Annotated in this window: 7 protein-coding genes; 3 read left to right on the top strand and 4 right to left on the bottom strand. The window is 43.2% G+C overall.

Features of this window, described 5'->3' with window-relative positions; translation table 11 throughout:
• Positions 1-41 precede the first annotated feature (41 nt).
• Positions 42-13,535: a DUF4114 domain-containing protein gene (locus QUB70_RS07295; protein WP_332979315.1), complete on the top strand. Its 13,494-nt coding sequence runs from the start codon at positions 42-44 to the stop codon at positions 13,533-13,535.
• Positions 13,536-13,583: 48 nt separating this feature from the next.
• On the opposite strand, the gene QUB70_RS07290 is transcribed toward QUB70_RS07295, so the two are convergent.
• The 3 genes from QUB70_RS07290 to QUB70_RS07280 all read right to left on the bottom strand — a co-directional run bounded on the left by QUB70_RS07290 (position 13,584) and on the right by QUB70_RS07280 (position 15,666).
• On the bottom strand, positions 13,584-13,895 hold the full coding sequence (locus QUB70_RS07290; protein WP_332979313.1) for a hypothetical protein: 312 nt from the start codon (positions 13,893-13,895) through the stop codon (positions 13,584-13,586).
• Between the two features lie 72 nt (positions 13,896-13,967).
• Positions 13,968-14,543: a transposase gene (locus tag QUB70_RS07285; protein WP_332979311.1), complete on the bottom strand. Its 576-nt coding sequence runs from the start codon at positions 14,541-14,543 to the stop codon at positions 13,968-13,970.
• A gap of 547 nt (positions 14,544-15,090) precedes the next feature.
• On the bottom strand, positions 15,091-15,666 hold the full coding sequence (locus tag QUB70_RS07280; RefSeq protein WP_332979311.1) for a transposase: 576 nt from the start codon (positions 15,664-15,666) through the stop codon (positions 15,091-15,093).
• Between the two features lie 577 nt (positions 15,667-16,243).
• Between QUB70_RS07280 and QUB70_RS07275 the strand changes: the two genes are divergently transcribed.
• The gene (locus tag QUB70_RS07275) at positions 16,244-16,687 is read left to right on the top strand and encodes a retroviral-like aspartic protease family protein (protein WP_332979310.1); all 444 of its coding nucleotides are present in this window, start codon (positions 16,244-16,246) and stop codon (positions 16,685-16,687) included.
• A 225-nt stretch (positions 16,688-16,912) separates the two neighbouring features.
• Positions 16,913-17,953 (top strand): GNAT family N-acetyltransferase, encoded by a 1,041-nt coding sequence (locus QUB70_RS07270; protein WP_332979309.1) that lies wholly within the window; start codon positions 16,913-16,915, stop codon positions 17,951-17,953.
• Here QUB70_RS07270 and QUB70_RS07265 read toward each other — a convergent pair.
• Entirely contained in the window at positions 17,950-19,218 is a 1,269-nt protein-coding gene (locus QUB70_RS07265) for a bifunctional folylpolyglutamate synthase/dihydrofolate synthase (protein ID WP_332979308.1), read from the bottom strand. The two genes, QUB70_RS07270 and QUB70_RS07265, sit on opposite strands and share 4 nt — an antisense overlap.
• Between the last annotated feature and the right edge of the window lie 121 nt (positions 19,219-19,339).

The raw sequence follows: 19,339 nt of genomic DNA, 5'->3' as shown, positions 1-19,339 counted from the left end.
TATCACTTTTTATCCAATCCAAGATTAGGAGTGCAATCCCAATGGCAAGCGTAAATGAAGTTCAAGATAACGTTATATTGCAAGATGTTTTGATAACTGACACTTTACCGGGAAGTGTGACAAATAATTATATACTCAACCCTTTAAGCAGCAGCAACCGACAAAACATCGGCGGAAGTTCGTTGATAGTTGACAGCAAAAATCAGCCCGCAACTGAAGCTGACCAAATATCTGCCGCGATCGCCCCTACTAAATCAAACGATACTATTTCCGATTCAAGCAGCAATAAATCCGATGATTCTTTAATTGTTCCCGACAATCTCAGCAGCAGTTTAAGCGGGTCGATCGAGCGCAATACCTTGTCTTCCAGTTCCGATGCAGAAGTCGAAGATACACTGACTGGAAGCAGCAAAGATGCACCGTTAATTCCGGTTAAAGATGAGACTTTGACAGCAAATGACCCGCTGACTAACAATAAGATACCCGCAGAAAATTTAAGTGCGATCGCCCCTACTGCGTTAGCCGAAAAAGAGCAAAATTCCGAAACTGAAACTGCTACAAATAACACAAGTATCGAACCGAAAGCAACCGCAATTGCAGAAACAACTCAACCTGAAAGTTCAACAGCCGAAAAGCCTGTCACTACCGCCGAAGTTAGCCAAGATACTAAAAAAGAAAACTCTACAGCCAGCAGCGGGGAAAACGATAACAAGCTTGCTGAAAGCACTCAATCTGTCGCAGTTGAAACACAAAAAGAACTCAGTCCAACAGTTCCTAAATCAGAGCCAGTAGCTGATAATTCCTTTACATCTGGGAAATTTGTTGTTGACTCTACGGGTCAAGTCGGCATCGATTTCTTATTTGACGGTGGGCTGTATAAAGGTCAATTAGCTATTATCAGCCTCAAAGGGATGGAGAAGTTTGTACCGGGTTCGGAAGAATTTATCAAAGAAGTGGCTTCGAGAGCACTTAGCAACTCTGAAAAAGGTCATTTAGTGATTAATGACTTGAGTGAAGGTGCAAAATTTACCGATAATTTACCTGAAGGCAATTCTAACGATGGAAGTTACTTAGGAGTCAAGACTTTTGCGATGACTCCGGGTGAGGAATTTGGGGTGATGTTAGTACCTAATGGGACTGTACAAGAGGTGCTTAACAATCCGGCGATCGGAGGAGACAAACGTCCTTTATTCTCGATGGTGACAGCGAATCCTGCTGAGGGATTTCATGTGGGTCAAATTGCCGATGTAACCGGTAGTGGCAAGATTTTTACAATGGAGGATATGCGAGTCGATTTAGGGAGCGATCGCGATTACAATGACTTCGTATTTCAGGTGCGGGGTGCAACTGGTCAAGCTGTGAATTTAGATAGCGTGATTAATGCCGATAATGATTGGCGAAAAACGGATATGGGTAAGGCTTTGATTGCCGATCCTAAACCAGACGCTGAACCGAAAGTAGAGCCTGCCAAAGAGGATGCAAAACCTGTCTCTAATTCTGAGTCAAATTTAGTTTTAGATGTTCCTATTTCGGATACTCTACCGACTGCCAAAGAGGATACAAAACCTTTAATTGATTCTGTGGAAACTAAAGATGTGGCAGTTTCTGAAACAAAAGTAACGCCGACTGATGAAGCTAAAATAGAGCCGATCGCACCTGTTTCTCCTGCTGCTGAATCTGTTGCAAAAACCGAGGTTGCTACTTCAGACAAAACTGTGACAATTGAAGAAGAAAAATCGGCGATCGCACCTGTTTCTGTTCCGAATGAAATCAATCTAAATCAAGATGCGATAACTTCTGAAACTCAGGAAACAGCATCAACTTTAATAGAACTTACTCATGGGGAATCAGAAACCGGGTTTTTATCCGAAAATACTTCGTTACAGCCTATAGATTCGGTAAAAAACCCGGTTTCTTTGGTGGAAGCGCATCAGCCATCTTCAGAAACAACTGTCACGCCCGCGGTGACAAGTGAAGAAGAGAAAAAGGCGATCGCACCTGTTTCTGTTCCGAATGAAATCAATCTAAATCAAGATGCGATAACTTCTGAAACTCAGGAAACAGCATCAACTTTAATAGAACTTACTCATGGGGAATCAGAAACCGGGTTTTTATCCGAAAATACTTCGTTACAGCCTACAGATTCTGTAAAAAACCCGGTTTCTTTGGTGGAAGCGCATCAGCCATCTTCAGAAACAACTGTCACGCCTGCGGTGACAATTGAAGAGGACAAAAAGGCGATCGCACCTGTTTCTGTTCCGAATGAAATCAATCTAAATCAAGATGCGATCGCTTCTGAAACTCAGGAAACAGCATCAACTTTAATAGAACTTACTCATGGGGAATCAGAAACCGGGTTTTTATCCGAAAATACTTCGTTACAGCCTACAGATTCGGTAAAAAACCCGGTTTCTTTGGTGGAAGCGCCTAAGTCATTTTTAACTGAACCTCAAACAAAAACTAATACAAATCAGTCAACAGCCGGAACAGATAGAACTGAAAATCCAGTTATTCTGCCAAATCCAGAAGTTCCTCAATCAAAATTAGATATTCCTGCAAATAACTCGCTGAATCTCACACCGGGAGTATGGACTGTTGGCGAAACGGGTCAAGTCAGCTTTGATTTCCTCGTTGATGGCGGTCTTTATGAGGGAGAAATTGCGATCGTTAATTTATCGGGGATGGAGCAATATCCGCCGCATTCCGATGCTTTTAAACAAGAAGCGGTTAAACGTGCCTTAAGCAATTCAGAATTGGGTTATATTGCGATTCGCGATCGCCTGGAAGGTGCGAGATTTAGCGGTGAATTTGGCGAACCTAATGTTAATCAGGGTCAGTACCAAGGTATCAAAACTTTTGCCATGCCTCCTGGTGCCAAATTCGCTGTGATGTTAGTTCCTAATGGCACTGTGCAAGAGATATCTGAATCTCCCAATCTTTGGGCAGATAAAACTCCCCTATTTTCAATTCCAGCAGCTAATCCCGACAGTCAAGGAATGCTGGCTGATTTCACTGGTAATGGTAATACTTTTGGTTGGGAAGATATACCGGGGAACCAGGGCGATCGTGATTTTAATGACTTGATTTTTGCGATCGATGGCGCGACGGCAAATTTACCCGAACTCGCAGCAAATGTCAATGCCAATACTCAATGGCTGGAGTCAAAAGCAGCCCAGGAAATTTTAACTAAGTCCTTAGTTAATGATAAGCCTCCTGCGATTAAACCCGTTGCAGATATGGCATTAACTCCCGCACAACCTACGCGCACAATTGACCTCGCTCAAGTATTTGTTGACCCGGAAGCTAGCACTTTAAAATATGAAGTCGTTGAGGGTAACAGTGCCTCTTTAGCTGTCAGTTTGGAAGGGGATAAGTTACAACTAACAGGATTGCCACAATCGGGGGTAACAGATGTCGTAATTCGAGCAACGGATGCGGCAGGTAATTCTGTCATTCACAATTTTGCAGTTACTAATAGCAATCTCAGTACGGAGTCAATTACTGCTGTCAATAATGCCCTCACAGATTTTACAGAAGTCATCAATCAAAATTCGCAAAGTTTTAGCGAAGCTTTGAGTACCGATGCAGCAGCAGAATCTCTGGAAAATCTGGCAACTTTATTAGAGCAATATCCCGATGCTCTGCCGTTATTTAATAACCCTGATTCTCTGGCTAAACTCGGCATAAATGACAGCAATATTCCGACTATCCGACAATTACTGCAAAGTCCAGATGTGGGAGCAGAATTTGGGCTATCAGTGTCTTTAGGGGAAGCTTTGAGTCATCCTGATTCGACAGGATTTGATGAGTTTTTGTTGAATGCTGATGAGGCGATTTCTCTGCTTCCATCTGATGCTAAGCAGCCGAAGGTTGCGTTTATTGATTTTACTGAAGGACAGCACGTTCAGCGAGTTACTTCTGCATTTTCCTCGATTAATTCTCTGGCTGAGTACGACACTTTTATTGTCGATCGCGGGGATTGGGCCGAGCAATTGAGGCGGTTTGTAGATGGGGTGAAAGCAAATGGTGAAAATCGGGCGATCGCGAATTTAAGTTTTGATTTATCCCAATTAGATGATATCGGCATTACCACTCGTTACGAACTCACTCCTGAAGAACAAGCCGCGATTCAATATGCCCGCGAAAATAATGTTTTGCTAGTTGTTTCCGCAGGCAATACTGGCGGTGTAATGTCAGCTTTGGGAGCGGCTAGCAAGCAATTTGATAACATTATTACTGTCGGTGCTGTCAATCAATTTGAGTCTAAAACTGACTATTCTGCCTACGGTGAAGGACTCGATTTAATGGCTCCTGGGGGTTCGTGGGCGAACGATCCCAATGCTTTTGTCGGCACTTCGCGATCGGCATCCTATGTCACAGCCGCAGCTTCTTTAGTTTGGGCAGCAAATCCAGCATTAAGTTTGACACAAGTCAAGCAATTGCTGATAGATACAGCAGCGGATTTGAATGCACCTGGATGGGATAAAGAAACTGGGGCGGGTTTGGTAGATGTGAAAAGTGCGATCGATCGCGCTTTGTCACTTGAACCAAGTATAGACGAAGTAAAATCAGGGGTGCAGGTAAGTTTATTTAGCGGAGAAGGGCGCGTTGAAACCTTAGCTAGAGCTGCATCTGAGCCAACTCAAAAGGCAATTTTTGAGTTAGAAAAAGCTCAGCAAGATTTACTCGAACAGTGGCAAATCTTAGCAAATTTGGGCAATTCCTCTCTCAGCTTGTCAGATTTGCAAGCTGAGGCGATCGCGAAAATTGCTGAGGCTTTAAATAAGTATCAACAAGTTAGCACTGATGCTGGGATTACTGACGCTCACAACCAACAAAGAGTCGAAGAATTAGCCCTCGCAACCAGTCACTATCAAATTGAAAACGATCGACTGCAAAATCTTTTAGCACAGCAAAAGGAACTTGAGGATAGGTTAGTTAAACTTGGGGAAAATAAATCTGCTTTAGAGACAGAAACTCAAAAACTGTTAGAGGCAATTCAAGCACAAATTGCCAAAGCTGAGACAGATTTGGCTAAAGCTCAAGCTAAATTGCTCAATCCTTTTGCGAATGTTGGCGATAATTTGCAGACAGATCCCGCACCTTGGCGCGAAGCTGCAAATAAACAACAGGAATTAGCCTCTAATTTTCAAGAACAAGCTGCGATTCAAAATGCAGAATCGACGAGATTTAGTGCGATTTCCAACAGCATTAACCCCCTCCGGTGGCAACCTGTTGGTTCAGAAAAGGGCAGATCCGGCCGCCGGCGAGAAGTTTGGGGTTGGGCAAATGACCCAAACTTGTTAAAGCAGAAAAATCAATCGCAATGGCAATCCCAAATTGCTACTCAAAATTCTCAAAATTTACAGCAGCTATCGCAACAAGCAACACAGCAAGAAGGTGCTTTAAATCAGTACGCTCAATTCCTAGAAGCAAGACCAACTAATCTCGGTGAAGAAGGTCTCGATAAGGCTGGTAAAGTGCTCCAACTTTTGCAACAACAGGCCGCAGAACAAGCAAAGATTGCTGAAAATTATACCAATTTAGCTGCTATTGCTGGGTCGCGCCAACAACAAAATCAAATTCAAGCTAATTGGCACAATTCTCAAATTAATCGTTGGGAACAAGTAGGTACTAAACGTACAGGTCGTTCTGGAAAAAATACCGAACCTGTTTATGGAACTGTACACTATCCCGAACATATTGGGCCGCGAGATATGGCTCAACAATTAGCTAATGAAGCAGCTTCGGAGTCGCAAGCTTACGCACAGTTAGGGCAACAAGCACAGCAACAAGCAAGCGCGCTGCAAGAACAGGCAAGAAAGTTAGAAACTGGCATTAAAGATTGGCCTGTTTTGAAACAGGGAATTGACTATGAAATTGCGGCGGATGCGTTACGGTTGCAAGCTGAAAAAGACTTGTTGGATTTGCACGATCCGGTTCAGCGACAAAAGTTAGAAACGCTGCTTCAAGAAATCGATCTAGCCGAAAAAGAACTGCAAAGATTGGAAAGTGAAAAGATTCCCGCGCAACAACAGCTAACCGATGTAACCGAAAATCGGTTGAAAGAAAGTCAGGCTAAGTTAGAAGAAATTCAAGCTGACAAAGCTGAAGCTGCGAAGAATTTGCAAAACTTCTTAGAAACGGCTGGTTTCTTGTTGCCTTATCGCGAGAGATTGTTGGCAGTTGACAAGCAAATTGAGAAGTTAGAATCTGAACAACTGGATGCGTTCAAGACAATGCTGGAGTTGCAGAATCAATTGCAAAAAAATCCCAGCGATAGTTTGCAGCAACAGTTGGATAACTGGGGAAGTTATTTGCAGAATTTAGAGCAAGAATTGGCTTGGGCTAAGTTGCAGCGCGACCAGTTAGCAATGGCTTTGGCTGATTCGCCGGAACGTTTGGCAATAGCTGATTTAATCCAACAACTAGAAACCGCACCCGCATCTATCAATCCAAAATCCAAAATCCAAAATCTAAAATCCTATGAGGGAAGTGGCGCGAGTTTCCTAGCCGGGTTTGATAATTTAGATAGTCGTTTAACTCAAGGGAAAACTGAGCAAGCACAAACTGAGAAATCTCTCGCAGCACTCCAGCAAGAATATCGCGAATTGGGTTTGAAGAAAGCCGATTTAGAAGATATTCAGATTCCTGCTAAACAAAAGCAAATTGCTGATAAAGACAAGGAAATTGAAGGGACGGAAAGTGCGATCGCCCAAACTATATCCAGTTTATCGACGGTTTCCGCAGCGCAACTGACGGATATCCCAAGTGCGATCGGCTCTACAGATACCGCAATTCAGCAGCAAAAATCAGCGGTACAAGGCTATCAAAATCAAATCAGCCAAGCCTTTGCTGCTGCACAACAATTTGAACAGCAACGACAGCAGCAGCAAGCTAATGCTAATTATTGGAATTCACAGATTCCTAGTTGGTTTTTGAATCTTCCAGATGGACAGAATTCAGGATTATTTAATAATCCAGGATTGTTAAATAATCCGATTCCTGGATTATTAAATATTCCGGGATTCTTAAATAACAATATTAATCAGGCGATCCTTAACCGAAATGCCGCCCAAGCTGCTGCTAATAATGCTGCTGCTCAGCGAGATTTAGCTAGCTCAAATGCACAACAAATAAATGCCACTTTGCAGCCGCAAATTGCCACGGCTCAACAGCAAATAGGCACACTGGAAACAGACAAGAACTTTTTAGTTCAGCTATCACAATTAAATGCCCAACTATCGCAACAACAACAGCAGCGGGATAATCTTGTCAAAGATTTAGATAAGCTGAATCAACAAAAAGCTGATACCGAACAAAAACTGATTGACAAATATCGGGAAATTGAACTTACCAGCCAATACTTGGAGCAAGTTGAAGGTGAAGTCGATCGCCTGCAAAGTCGCCTCGATGTTCTCAATCGCACTGGTGTTTTACAAACTAAGTATCAGCAGGATTGGAACGCATGGCAGCAAGCAAATCAAACTCAAGTAACTGCCACTGAATCTCTATTAGCAACTCGTCAAGCTGGGGAAGCTGACAGGCAACAATTGGCCGATTTGCAGTCACAATTAAAGCCGGTTCAAGAGAATCTGCAAAAAGGGCGATCGCTCCAAACATCTCTTGCCGATACTCAACAAGCCCTCGCTTTTACCAATCTACAAATCGGCAACCAAAATTTAGTGATTCAAAGTGCGATCGATAACGATGCTGGACTCGCAGCAACGGAACGCTATTACTTGAATTTGGCTGATGCGAGTCGGCAAAAAACGTGGTATTGGAACGGCAGCGCTTGGGCTTACAATGCTGGGGAAGCTGCGGCTTATCGCAGTCATTTGCAAGCAGCTTCATTGATGGCAGATGAGCGGAACAAACTGTGGCAGCGCCGTCAAGATGCCGGGAATAAAATTAATGAACTAACTCAGAAAGCCGCCGAACAACAGTCACAAATTGCTGACCTCAACTCCCAGTTACAAGCCTTGGGAGGGATGCCGCAACTGGAAGCGGAGTTTAATGCGGTACAAAGTGCGATCGCATCTGTGAATCAGCGCTTGCAACCCCTGCAAGATCGAGAAAATCAACTGATTCAAACCATCCAAAATGCAGCATCTCAGGCCGCAAATCTGGCCGCAGAACTGGCACAAACAACTCAATTAAAATCAACTGCACTGCGTCAGTTAATTGGTTTGGGAATGCTTGCTTCTGAATCCGATGTTGATTTCTTTGCTACACAAGTCGAGCCGCAAGTCAATACTCACTTTGAAAAATTGCGCGGTCAAGGTCAAGATTTGACAAATCAAATCAACAGTATCAACGAGTTAGGTGCTGATTGGGAACAGCAACTTGCCAATACAACAGATCCGGTGAGTCAGGAATATCTGAAGAATTTGATTCAACTTTCAAAATCTCAGCTTAGCAGTTTAGAAGCATTGCAAGCATCGAGTCAAACAGCCGCTGATGATTTAGAAAAATTGCTGAAACAGGCAACAGAAGCGCTGCTTCCGTTGCGGCAAAAGCAAGAATTAGAAATCCGCCAGAAGCTAGAAAGCAATGAAAATCGCCTCAATGCTTTGCAATCTCAGCTCAATTCTGAAAACGCGGCTGAGGCGGCAATTAAAGATGACACCGTGCTAGCTCATGCCCAACTTACCGACCAAGTTCGCCAAGATTTAACTAATAGCGTCACCAACACAACTCAAGAGCTATTAGAGGGCAACCCGATGACTAAAAAATTGGGTGATAACCAGCAAAAATTGTCTGAATCTGTTGATAGTTTGATAGCTGAAATTAACAGTCAATTTGCTGAACCCTACGGCGCATATCAGCGAAGTGAGGCGAATCTGGAGGATGGGATTAAGACTCTTGGAGTTGTGGAAAATCTCGCCGATGTACTGGATGGTAGCGTTACTTCTACTGAACAAGCGATCGAGAAAATTAAACTCCGCATTCAGCAGGATAAAGAGTTGTGGCAAGAAATTGCTCCGATTGCGATTCGTTACGGTGTTGAGTCGCAGGAATTGAAGGATTATCAAGCACAAGTAGAGGCAATTCTAGGTTCCAAAACATCTCAGACAGAAATAGATGCAGCTACTAAAGAATTAAGAGTGCAATTCCTCAAAGAGCATCCTGAAAACGGTACAGCTATTAATTTTTTGCAAGGGGCAACTTTAGAAGGACGTAGTTCAAATCAGCAAATATCCAACTTGTTAAATTCAACGGTGGATGAATTACTGGCTGCTGATGCTGTCGAAGGGCGAAATCCAAATCAAACGCTATTTGATAAAGCAAAAGCCGAACAAGCATCACACGAAGCGCAAGGTTATGCAGCTTTAGCACAGGCAGATTGGTACGAACAACAAGCGGCTTATAATTGGGCTGTCAGTCGCAAAAATGGGCCTTACTGGTACGAGCAACGCTGGGTTAAAGGACGCTCTGGAAAAGGTCATTGGGAGACTGTTACCCATGTTGACCATAATTGGATTCTTTGGAGTCAATATTCCCAAATATTTCCCCAGTTGCGGCAACAAGGAATTGCACATCTCGCAGAAGCCGATAAATGGCGCAAGGAAAAAGAGCGCATCGAACCATTGGCGAAACAGTGGACTGACGCAAATAATGCGGCCAATGAAGCTCAACCTCCTGTTACAGAAGCCCGCAATTTCTTTGCACAATTAGAAGAGGCTCGCAAGTCGATTCCCGGTGACCAAATTCAACTGGAATTATTAGAAAATCTGTTGCCAACGCTGAAGCAACAGTTAGAACACGCCGAGGCTGAAGCCGCCGCCCAAAATGCTAAAGTGCAGCAAGAATGGGAAGAATACGATACTAATTCTGAGGAATATCGCGCTGCTGTTGCTGATATCCTGGCACGTCGCGGTGAACTCAACAAACAAGCCATAGAAACTCAGCAACAAATTGCGGATGTAGAAAAATGGGTTGAGCGGCAAAGTGTAGCCTTAGCACCGGAATTAGCAGGCACAAAAGCGCTAATTGATTCCCTGGAACAGCAACAGCAGGCAATTGCCGATCGAATTACCGAATTTGTCAAACAAGGTGCTACTGTAGACGGTTTGCAAGATTTATACAGCAAAGAAGCACAGTTAAAACAAACCTTGCAGCTACTAACAAATAAAGCTGCAATTCTCACCGCACAGCAAACCGCGCTGACCCAAAAACGGACGCTATTAACAGCACAAAACGAGGTAATTATTGCCGAACAAAGGTTACTCGATGCTTACATCAAAGACCCCGATGCCGACACCAGCAATTTGCAGCAACAATTGCAAGATGCCCGCGCTGCTTTAGCCGAAGCCCAGCGCTTAGCAGAACAAGCTGAAGCTGCTAGCAAGATTCTCACCGCACCATTGCAACAGTTGAAAGAAGATTTGTTGGTGCAAAATGACGAACATCTCAAGCAAGCGAGGGAAAATCAACAGATTCTGAAAGCGCTGGTAGAAGCAACTCAGGCGAATGCTAACTACACGATTCAAGCTGCACAAAAACAGCAAGAAGTCAACAATTTAGAATTCCAAATTTTGCAGCGATTGCAGCAAGCAACTGACGCGGGTTTCAAAGAAGCGAAAGCGCTGTTAGATGTAGCTAAGCACAACGACATGGCGACGGCGGCAGAGATTTACTATCGCGATTACAGCGATTTAGCAGGCGATAAAGGCAATAGCTCTAGCCCCGGTTTAGCTAAGCCAGAAGACCGGATGTTAGCAGACCGATACTATCAGGAAATGTTGGTAAATCAGGAATTGCAGCGCCGCGCTCGATCGCAAGCTGATGCCTTTGGTGCAGCGAGACGAACCGCAGAAGCGCAGATGAAAACGCTGCAAGTACAGCAAGAAGCTGCTGCTAAAATATTGAGCGATTTGAATGACAAAATTGCCACTACCCAGGAGGAAAAGGAGAAGAAAGAACAGGAATTAGCCATTGCCCAAGCACGTTTGGATGGGATTACCCGCATCCGCGAACAAACGGAACAAACCTTTATTCAGTTAGTAACGATCGAAAAACTGAATTTAGCCCAAGCACAATTAGAGCAAGAAATTGCCGAATCGCGGCAGAAGGGAATTGATGAAGCAGTGCAAGCGAGGATGGAACGAGACAGACTAGAAACGGCACGTCAGAGAACAGAAACTGTTGCCAAAATAGAACTGTTGCAGCAACTGCAAGCGGAAGATAATTTGCGCCAAGCATTAAATCAGGGGCGGGGAAATCTGGGAATGACTACCCTCGAAGCAACGGACGATCCGGTGCAATTGCAAACTCAATTAGCGGGACTTCTCGCATCGCTGAAAGATTTGGAAAGTCAGCAGCAATCTGATTTGCCGGCGGATTTAAAGGCGTTGTTAGCAGAAGCGCGGGGTGATATCCATGAAGCGCTGCAAGGCAAAGAAGCGGCGAATATTCAGGAAAATCTGCTGAAGGCAATGGACGGTTTGATCGGGCAAATTCAGCAGTACAAAACTGAGATCAGTCGCATCGATTTAGAGGAACAGTGGGATACTCAGTTGTTGCAAACTGCCGAGACGGATTTGCAAGGTGCTTCTCAACAATTGTTGAAAGAGTTGCAGCGTGCTGAGGAATTATCGGGTGAAAAGCAGGTGATTGAGCCGCTGTATATGGAGGCTTTGACTAAGGTTGCTTATGCGGAACAAGCGGTGGGTGTTTCTGATGATTTGGCGAAGCAGTCGAAGGAGATGTTGGACCAAATTATCAAGCAGCGGGTTGCGGAACGGAAGGCTCGGAAGAAGGCTTTTTGGAATAAGATTTTGGGTATTATTTCCCAAGTCATGGGGATTCTCAGCACTGTTTTGATGATTCTCTCTCCTGTTTTTCCCGCACTGATTCCCTTCTCTATTGGTTTAGGTGCTGTCAGTGGGGCAATTAATACGATTCAAGCTGTCATAAATGGTGACTGGATGGGGGCGATTTTCAGTGGGGTGATGACTGGTTTAACTGCTATTTCTGGCGGTTTAGGTCAGATGGCGAGTGCAGGCGCAAAAGCCGCAGCACAGACGATTAAAACCCTTCAAACTATTGCTTCTGGTGCGTTTTCTGGGGCGCGATCGCTCATGTCGGGCGAAAGTATTATGGGTTTCCTGCAAATTCTCGGTAGTGTGGCGAGTGCTGCATCGGCGGGGATGAGCAGTTTTATCAATCAATTTAGTGGCACGCTACAGAAAGTTATGTTGTCTGTGGTGCAAAGTTTGCAACAAGCACCGCAGATGATTTATAGCGGTATTAAGTCGATTCAAAGTGGGGATTGGTTGAATGCGATCGGCAATTTCTTTAATGGGGCACTGGCGATCGGTCAAAGTTTTGCTGGTAATTTCAATACTGCTGTTGCTGGGATTTTGGAGAATGTCAGTAAGGTTGGTAATACTGCTTTGTACTTAGGTAATGCGATTAAGAATGGGGGGATTGAGGGTTGGTTGTCTGGTATTGATGGGATTTTGGGTCTTTGGAAAAATGATTTGATGGGGATGGTTGATAAGATTTCAGGGAAGGAGGAGTGTGAATGTCAATGCACTTGCATTAATCAAGAACAAGAAGCTGAAAAACAAAAAATAGAACAAGCAAACTTAGAGGCTAAGAACATTGAAACTCTGTCTCAAAATGATCAGATTACAGGGTTTGAGAAAATTTCAACAGAAGAAAAGCCCTTAGTTTTTAGCAACCTATCCACAGATACTCAAGTAAATATTCTTGGCAATTTGAATCCTGAAGAACAAAAAAATCTATGGGCTAATTTATCAGAGAAACAGCAAGTTGATTTGATAAAAGAAATAATTGATTTTTCGTCAAATAATAATTTTTCAAATTCGGTGACGACGAGTGCCACCATTTCTGGTAGTGGAGTTACATATTCTTCTCCTCCTACTTTATTAGAGTATAAGCCTCTTATTTTTTATATTCCCAGCCCCAATCATGATCCACGTTCTAGTGGCTCAGATAATATAGATATGATTGTGTATCATCACACAGGAAATAATAGCGTACTAAAAACAATAGCCCATTTCTTAATTCCTGATTTAGAGGGAATTGAAACAGATATAAATGCGTCAGTTATTGTATCAAAAATAGCTGTTGCAACTTCTTTAGGTATAGATATAAATTTACCTTTGCCAACAGTGAATTTTCCTGATCCAGTTTCTTCACATTATATTGTTGCTCGTAATGGAGTAATAATTCAAATGGTTCCTCTTGAAGAAAGAGCATACCAGGCAAGAAACTTTAATGATAGGTCTATCGGAATTGAAATCGTTAATCCTGATGGAAATTATAATGATTATACCCCAGAGCAATATCATGCCTTACAATGGCTTACTCAAGATTTAATAAACAAATACCAGATCAAATATCTTCCTGGGCATCAAGACTTAGATAGTTTAAATTTATTAAGTGATGGCAAGAGTGATGGCAAGACAGATCCTGGCTCCAATTTTGATTGGAAATACATTAAAGAAGTAGCTCCTAATCTTCCAGTTGGTAGTGATGTTATTAATGTTATACCCCAACGATAATCAAAAACTCAGAGGTAATTATGTTTTCTGAAAACATCTTTCAACAAATCAAAAAACTTTGACTACATTTTGGCTATTACCCGCCAAAAAGAACAAGCGATCGCCCTTTCCCAAAACCACGCGATCGCCCCCTCTCTTTCTGCAAGTTAAACAGAGTGCGATCGCTTTTATGTAAATATTAAACATGATTTTTGATGTTTGTAGGGGCGAAGCATTGGCCGCGACAATACTTGAATCATACCCAAAATATAGATCGGCCAATGCTTCGCCCTGCCCCCGCGTTAAGGTTGGAAAAACTGTTTGGCGATCGCAAGTTTTGGTCTGAGTTTTGGCTTTGTCGCGGGGGCCAGGGCGAAGCATTCCCCAAGTTCAATTGTCGGTTATATCAGAGATTGTCGAGGGGAATGCTTCGCCCCTACAGGTGTTGACATATTATTGTGTTATTGGTTTATTGGTATTATGGGGTAATTGCGTGGGATTTTCTGGGTCTTCTTCCCATTTTAACGGGTTTTCCTTTATATAACGCTTAATGTTTTCATAAGCGCGATCGTCCCGAATAATCATTTCATAATAATTCCTTTGCCAAATTGTCCCGGAATTACGGGTAATATTATTCACCCGTCGCGTTGAAATTGATTTAAAATTTTGGATAATCGCCCCTAATGAACCTTTTTTCGTACCATTCGGCATCGGATTTATTGGTGTTATATTGGTATGCGGGGTCATCAAATCAGAATCATCAATTAAGCAAATTATTCCGTGTAAATGATTTGGCATAATCACAAAATCATCAAGTTCAATTTGAGGAAAATTATTCGGTAAATTTGACCAAACTTTTTGTACCACTTCCCCCATTGCATTAAGATACATAATACCCCCTTTAATTTCACCAAATAAGCAATTTTTTTGATAACAACAAATAGTTACAAAATAAGCCCCTGCTTGGGTATAATCATATTGGCGTAACCGGAGCGATCGACGGTGATGAATTTCAGGATTATAAGCCATAAAAAGCCTCACAATTCAACATTTTTATTATAATTCAACGTAGGGGCGAAGCATTGGCCGCGACAATATTCAAATCATACCGAAAATATATATTGGCCAATGCTTCGCCCAGCCCCAATGTTAAGGCCGGAAAAACTTGATGCGATCGCACGTTTTAGTCTGAGTTTTGGCCTTGTCGCGGGGGCCAGGGCGAAGCATTCCCCAAGTTCAATTGTGGATTATATCATAGATTGTCGTGGGGAATGCTTCGCCCCTACAGGTGTGGTTGTTATGCGATCGCTTTTATGTAAATATCAAACATGATTTTTGATGTTTGTAGGGGCGAAGCATTGGCCGGGACAATTTATGAATCCCCACCCAAATTTATGTTGGCCAATGCTTCGCCCTGCCCCCGCGTTAAGGTTGGAAAAACTGTTTGGCGATCGCAAGTTTTGGTCTGAGTTTTGGCTTTGTCGCGGGGGCCAGGGCGAAGCATTCCCCAAGTTCAATTGTCGGTTATATCAGAGATTGTCGAGGGGAATGCTTCGCCCCTACAGGTGTTGACATATTATTGTGTTATTGGTTTATTGGTATTATGGGGTAATTGCGTGGGATTTTCTGGGTCTTCTTCCCATTTTAACGGGTTTTCCTTTATATAACGCTTAATGTTTTCATAAGCGCGATCGTCCCGAATAATCATTTCATAATAATTCCTTTGCCAAATTGTCCCGGAATTACGGGTAATATTATTCACCCGTCGCGTTGAAATTGATTTAAAATTTTGGATAATCGCCCCTAATGAACCTTTTTTCGTACCATTCGGCATCGGATTTATTGGTGTTATATTGGTATGCGGGGTCATCAAATCAGAATCATCAATTAAGCAAATTATTCCGTGTAAATGATTTGGCATAATCACAAAATCATCAAGTTCAATTTGAGGAAAATTATTCGGTAAATTTGACCAAACTTTTTGTACCACTTCCCCCATTGCATTAAGATACATAATACCCCCTTTAATTTCACCAAATAAGCAATTTTTTTGATAACAACAAATAGTTACAAAATAAGCCCCTGCTTGGGTATAATCATATTGGCGTAACCGGAGCGATCGACGGTGATGAATTTCAGGATTATAAGCCATAAAAAGCCTCACAATTCAACATTTTTATTATAATTCAACGTAGGGGCGAAGCATTGGCCGCGACAATATTCAAATCATACCGAAAATATATATTGGCCAATGCTTCGCCCAGCCCCAATGTTAAGGCCGGAAAAACTTGATGCGATCGCACGTTTTAGTCTGAGTTTTGGCCTTGTCGCGGGGGCCAGGGCGAAGCATTCCCCAAGTTCAATTGTGGATTATATCATAGATTGTCGTGGGGAATGCTTCGCCCCTACAGGTGTTGTTGTTGTGCGATCGCCCCCCTTTCTTTCTGTAAACTATCCAAAGTGCGATCGCTCCTCAGAAACCCGGTTTCTGCGATCGCTTTTGCATCAGCACCGAAATATTTGTGAAGAAACCCGGTTTCTTGATCCCACTCTTTCTGTAAGTTAAATGGAGTGCGATCGCTCCTCAGAAACCGGGTTTCTGCGATAACTTTTGCATCCCACCGAGATATTTGTTAAGAAACCCGGTTTCTTAAACCCAGCGCGATCGCCCTCAATACAAGTTATAATTAAAGGAGGTAATCAGTCCCACTATCCAGTAGGAGACAACTATGCAAACCCAAACCAACAAAGCAATGGGAAAAGTTTTCGCCACTCTGACCATCATTAATCGAGCCGACCAAATTCGGGCAGAAGATGGGACAATTTCACTAGAGCAAATTCGCTCGATAACTCTCAAAAATGTATTAGTAGACACGGGTGCAACTACCTTGTGTTTGCCACAAGATGCGATCGCCCAACTGGGACTGAAACTCCTCAAAGAAGTAGACGTAGCAACAGCAATGGGCATCGGCAAAGCCCGAATTTTCCAAGATGCCAAAATATCCATGTTCGATCGCGAAGGAACCTTCGAGTGCTTGGAGTTACCCGGAGGTGGAGATGCTCTTTTGGGAGTGATACCTTTAGAAGCTTTGGGGTTAGAAATCGACTTACAAAATCAAATTTTAAAACCGTTACCCATCAGTCCAACAGAAACTTATTTGACGATTTTGTAGCGAGATATATCATTATTTCAGCAATTAAAGAAACCGGGTTTTTCACCAGATTAAAGGCTGGGATGCAATATTTTCCTAAAAAACCCGGTTTATGGGCCCCCATGCGCAAGTCCTATATATTAACTTTTATTACAAAAACTCGGCTTTTGCGTAAAAATACCCCGCTAAATCCCAATAAACAATAGAAGGGTTTCACCTTCGAGGCAAATTCACCCCCAAAAAGCTATGACAGCCGCAACTATGCCGATCGCCCCCATCGCCCCTTACAGCCACCGTCTAGCCACCACAGAAGACGCAAAGGAGCTCGCCCCCCTCTGGCAAGCATTCGCAGCAGAACGCGAATCCATCGACCCCTCAATGCTTGTCAAACCTAACTTCGACTTTGAAAAATACGTCACCAGCCAACTAGAAAAAACCCTTTCTTTCTGCTGGGTACTAGAACACAGCGACAGCATTATCGGCTGTCTATTTATCTACTATTACGACGAAGCCCCGCCCGCCAGTCTCCCCGAATACTTGATTAAGCAACACGACATTGAAAATCCTTTTCAATCCCGCCGCGTCGGTTCCGTTTTGGGGATGTACGTCCAACCAGAACACCGGAAATCAGAAGCAATTCAAATGCTAGCAAAAGCTGCGATCGCCCACGCTAAAACTATGAAAGTCAGCGATATAGATTTGCTAATTGCAGCAGATCAACCGGGCATTCAAGCCATGTTGCAGCGGGCTGGATTTACCAAAGCCGCCGTGCAATATACCCGCCATTACGACATTGCAACTGATGCTGAATTACCGAGTTTGCACCCGCCCCATCCCGAATTGGACGATGTAGAATTGCTTGCACCGAGAGCAATTCCGCTGCGCCATCCCCAAACTAACGAACTACTTCGCAATTCTCAAGGAGAACCTGTTTTCTTCATGCCATTAGTTGATGAACAAGGTGAATTGCTGAAGTCATCTAGCGGTCAAAATATTTACCCGGAATTGTTGCTAGATCCCGCAACTAATTCTTGGGCTATTGATGCGGAAGACAAATTAGTGAGTTGTCCAATTTTGCGGGATGAACACGGAGAAATTGTGGAAAATCAAGGCATGGTTCAATTTTATCGTCCTGCTTACCAAATTGTTGACGGACAACCTGCTTTAATGCGAGATGCGAGTGATAATTATGTATTCTGTGATGTCGAACGGGACAAACAGGGAAAAATACTGAAAAGTCCTGATGGATTTCCCGTGTTTAAACAGCCGAAAATCTGGCAAAATTAACTTGAATGGGATAGTTGTTGTTGCAGGAAATGACCGACGAGATACAGGGAACCGCATAGAACTGTTAAGTTGTCGTCTGCAACAGCAACATCTAAGGCTGTTGTTAAGTCAGGAAAAGTTTGACAAAGTGTTAATTCAGGACAGATTTTTTGAGCGATGGTTGCTAATTCTGCGGGGGATGTTGAATTGGGTTCGGGTACGGGTACTAGATAAAGTCGATCGCCCTTTTTGAGTAATGCTTTTAATATATCGTCGCAGTCTTTGGTAGCAAGAATGCCGATTACCCAGTTAATTGGTGGTTGGGAACTGTTAAGATTATCTACATATTCACGTAGGGCGATCGCTGCGGCTGGGTTGTGCGCGCCGTCAATTAAAATGTTGCGGTTTTTCCAAGTTGTCTGCTGGAGTCTTCCAAGCCATTGGGTTTTGGCGATACCGTTTTGGATTGCGGTTGGGGAAATTTGCCATCCTCGGTTTTGGAGAGTTTCAATAGTTGCGATCGCAATTGCTGAATTCATTAGTTGAATTTGTCCCAGCAGCGGCAATTGATATTTTATTTTCTCCGCATTTTGATTAAACTGATATTCTGCGAATCCTTGTCCTAAATCTATTGCGGGTTTTACCCAAGTTGCCGGACAGTCTAATTCTTGAATGCGTTTTTCTACTACTATTCTAGCAGATTCTGGCAATTCTCCGATAATTGCCGGACATTTTGCTTTGAGAATTCCCGCTTTTTCCCCAGCAATATCTGCGACGGTGGGGCCGAGTATTTGCCAGTGTTCCAGACTGATAGAAGTAATGACGCTAGCGAGAGGTGTTTCGCAAACATTAGTTGCGTCTAATCTACCGCCCAACCCTGTTTCGATGACGGCGATGTCTGCTTTTTGTTCGGCGAAGTACAGCCAAGCTGCGGCGGTAATTATTTCAAATTGGGTGGGGGTTTCGGTGTTGTTTTCGGTGGCGGCGACAACTCGTTCTAGACACTGTTGCAATTCTGTTGGGGAAATCGGTTTTTGGTTGATGCAAATTCTTTCTGTCCAATCGATTAAGTGCGGGGATGTGTAGCGTCCAACTCGATAGCCTGCTTCTGTTAGTACGGAAGAGAGATAAGCGCAAACGGAACCTTTACCGTTTGTGCCGGCAATGTGGATAATGGGTACTTGTTGGTGGGGGTTGTCTAGTTTTTGGAGAAGTTGGTGAATTCTTTCTAGGCCGAGGTGGACGCCGAAGTGTTGGTAAGATTTGAGGAGGGAACTTGCATTCATTGAGGATGATAAATTCTGTTTGTGTGTGAATTATATTTTTTTTATTAACCGCAGAGGGCGCAGAGGGCGCAGAGGTAGAGAAGAAAGAGATAGATATCTAAGAAAAGAGATGTTTATAATT

It is taken from the genome of Microcoleus sp. A003_D6 (assembly GCF_036702825.1).
Taxonomy (GTDB): Bacteria; Cyanobacteriota; Cyanobacteriia; order Cyanobacteriales; family Microcoleaceae; genus Microcoleus.
Note: the sequence above shows the minus strand (reverse complement) of the source record. Positions and strands in the feature narration are given on the sequence as shown.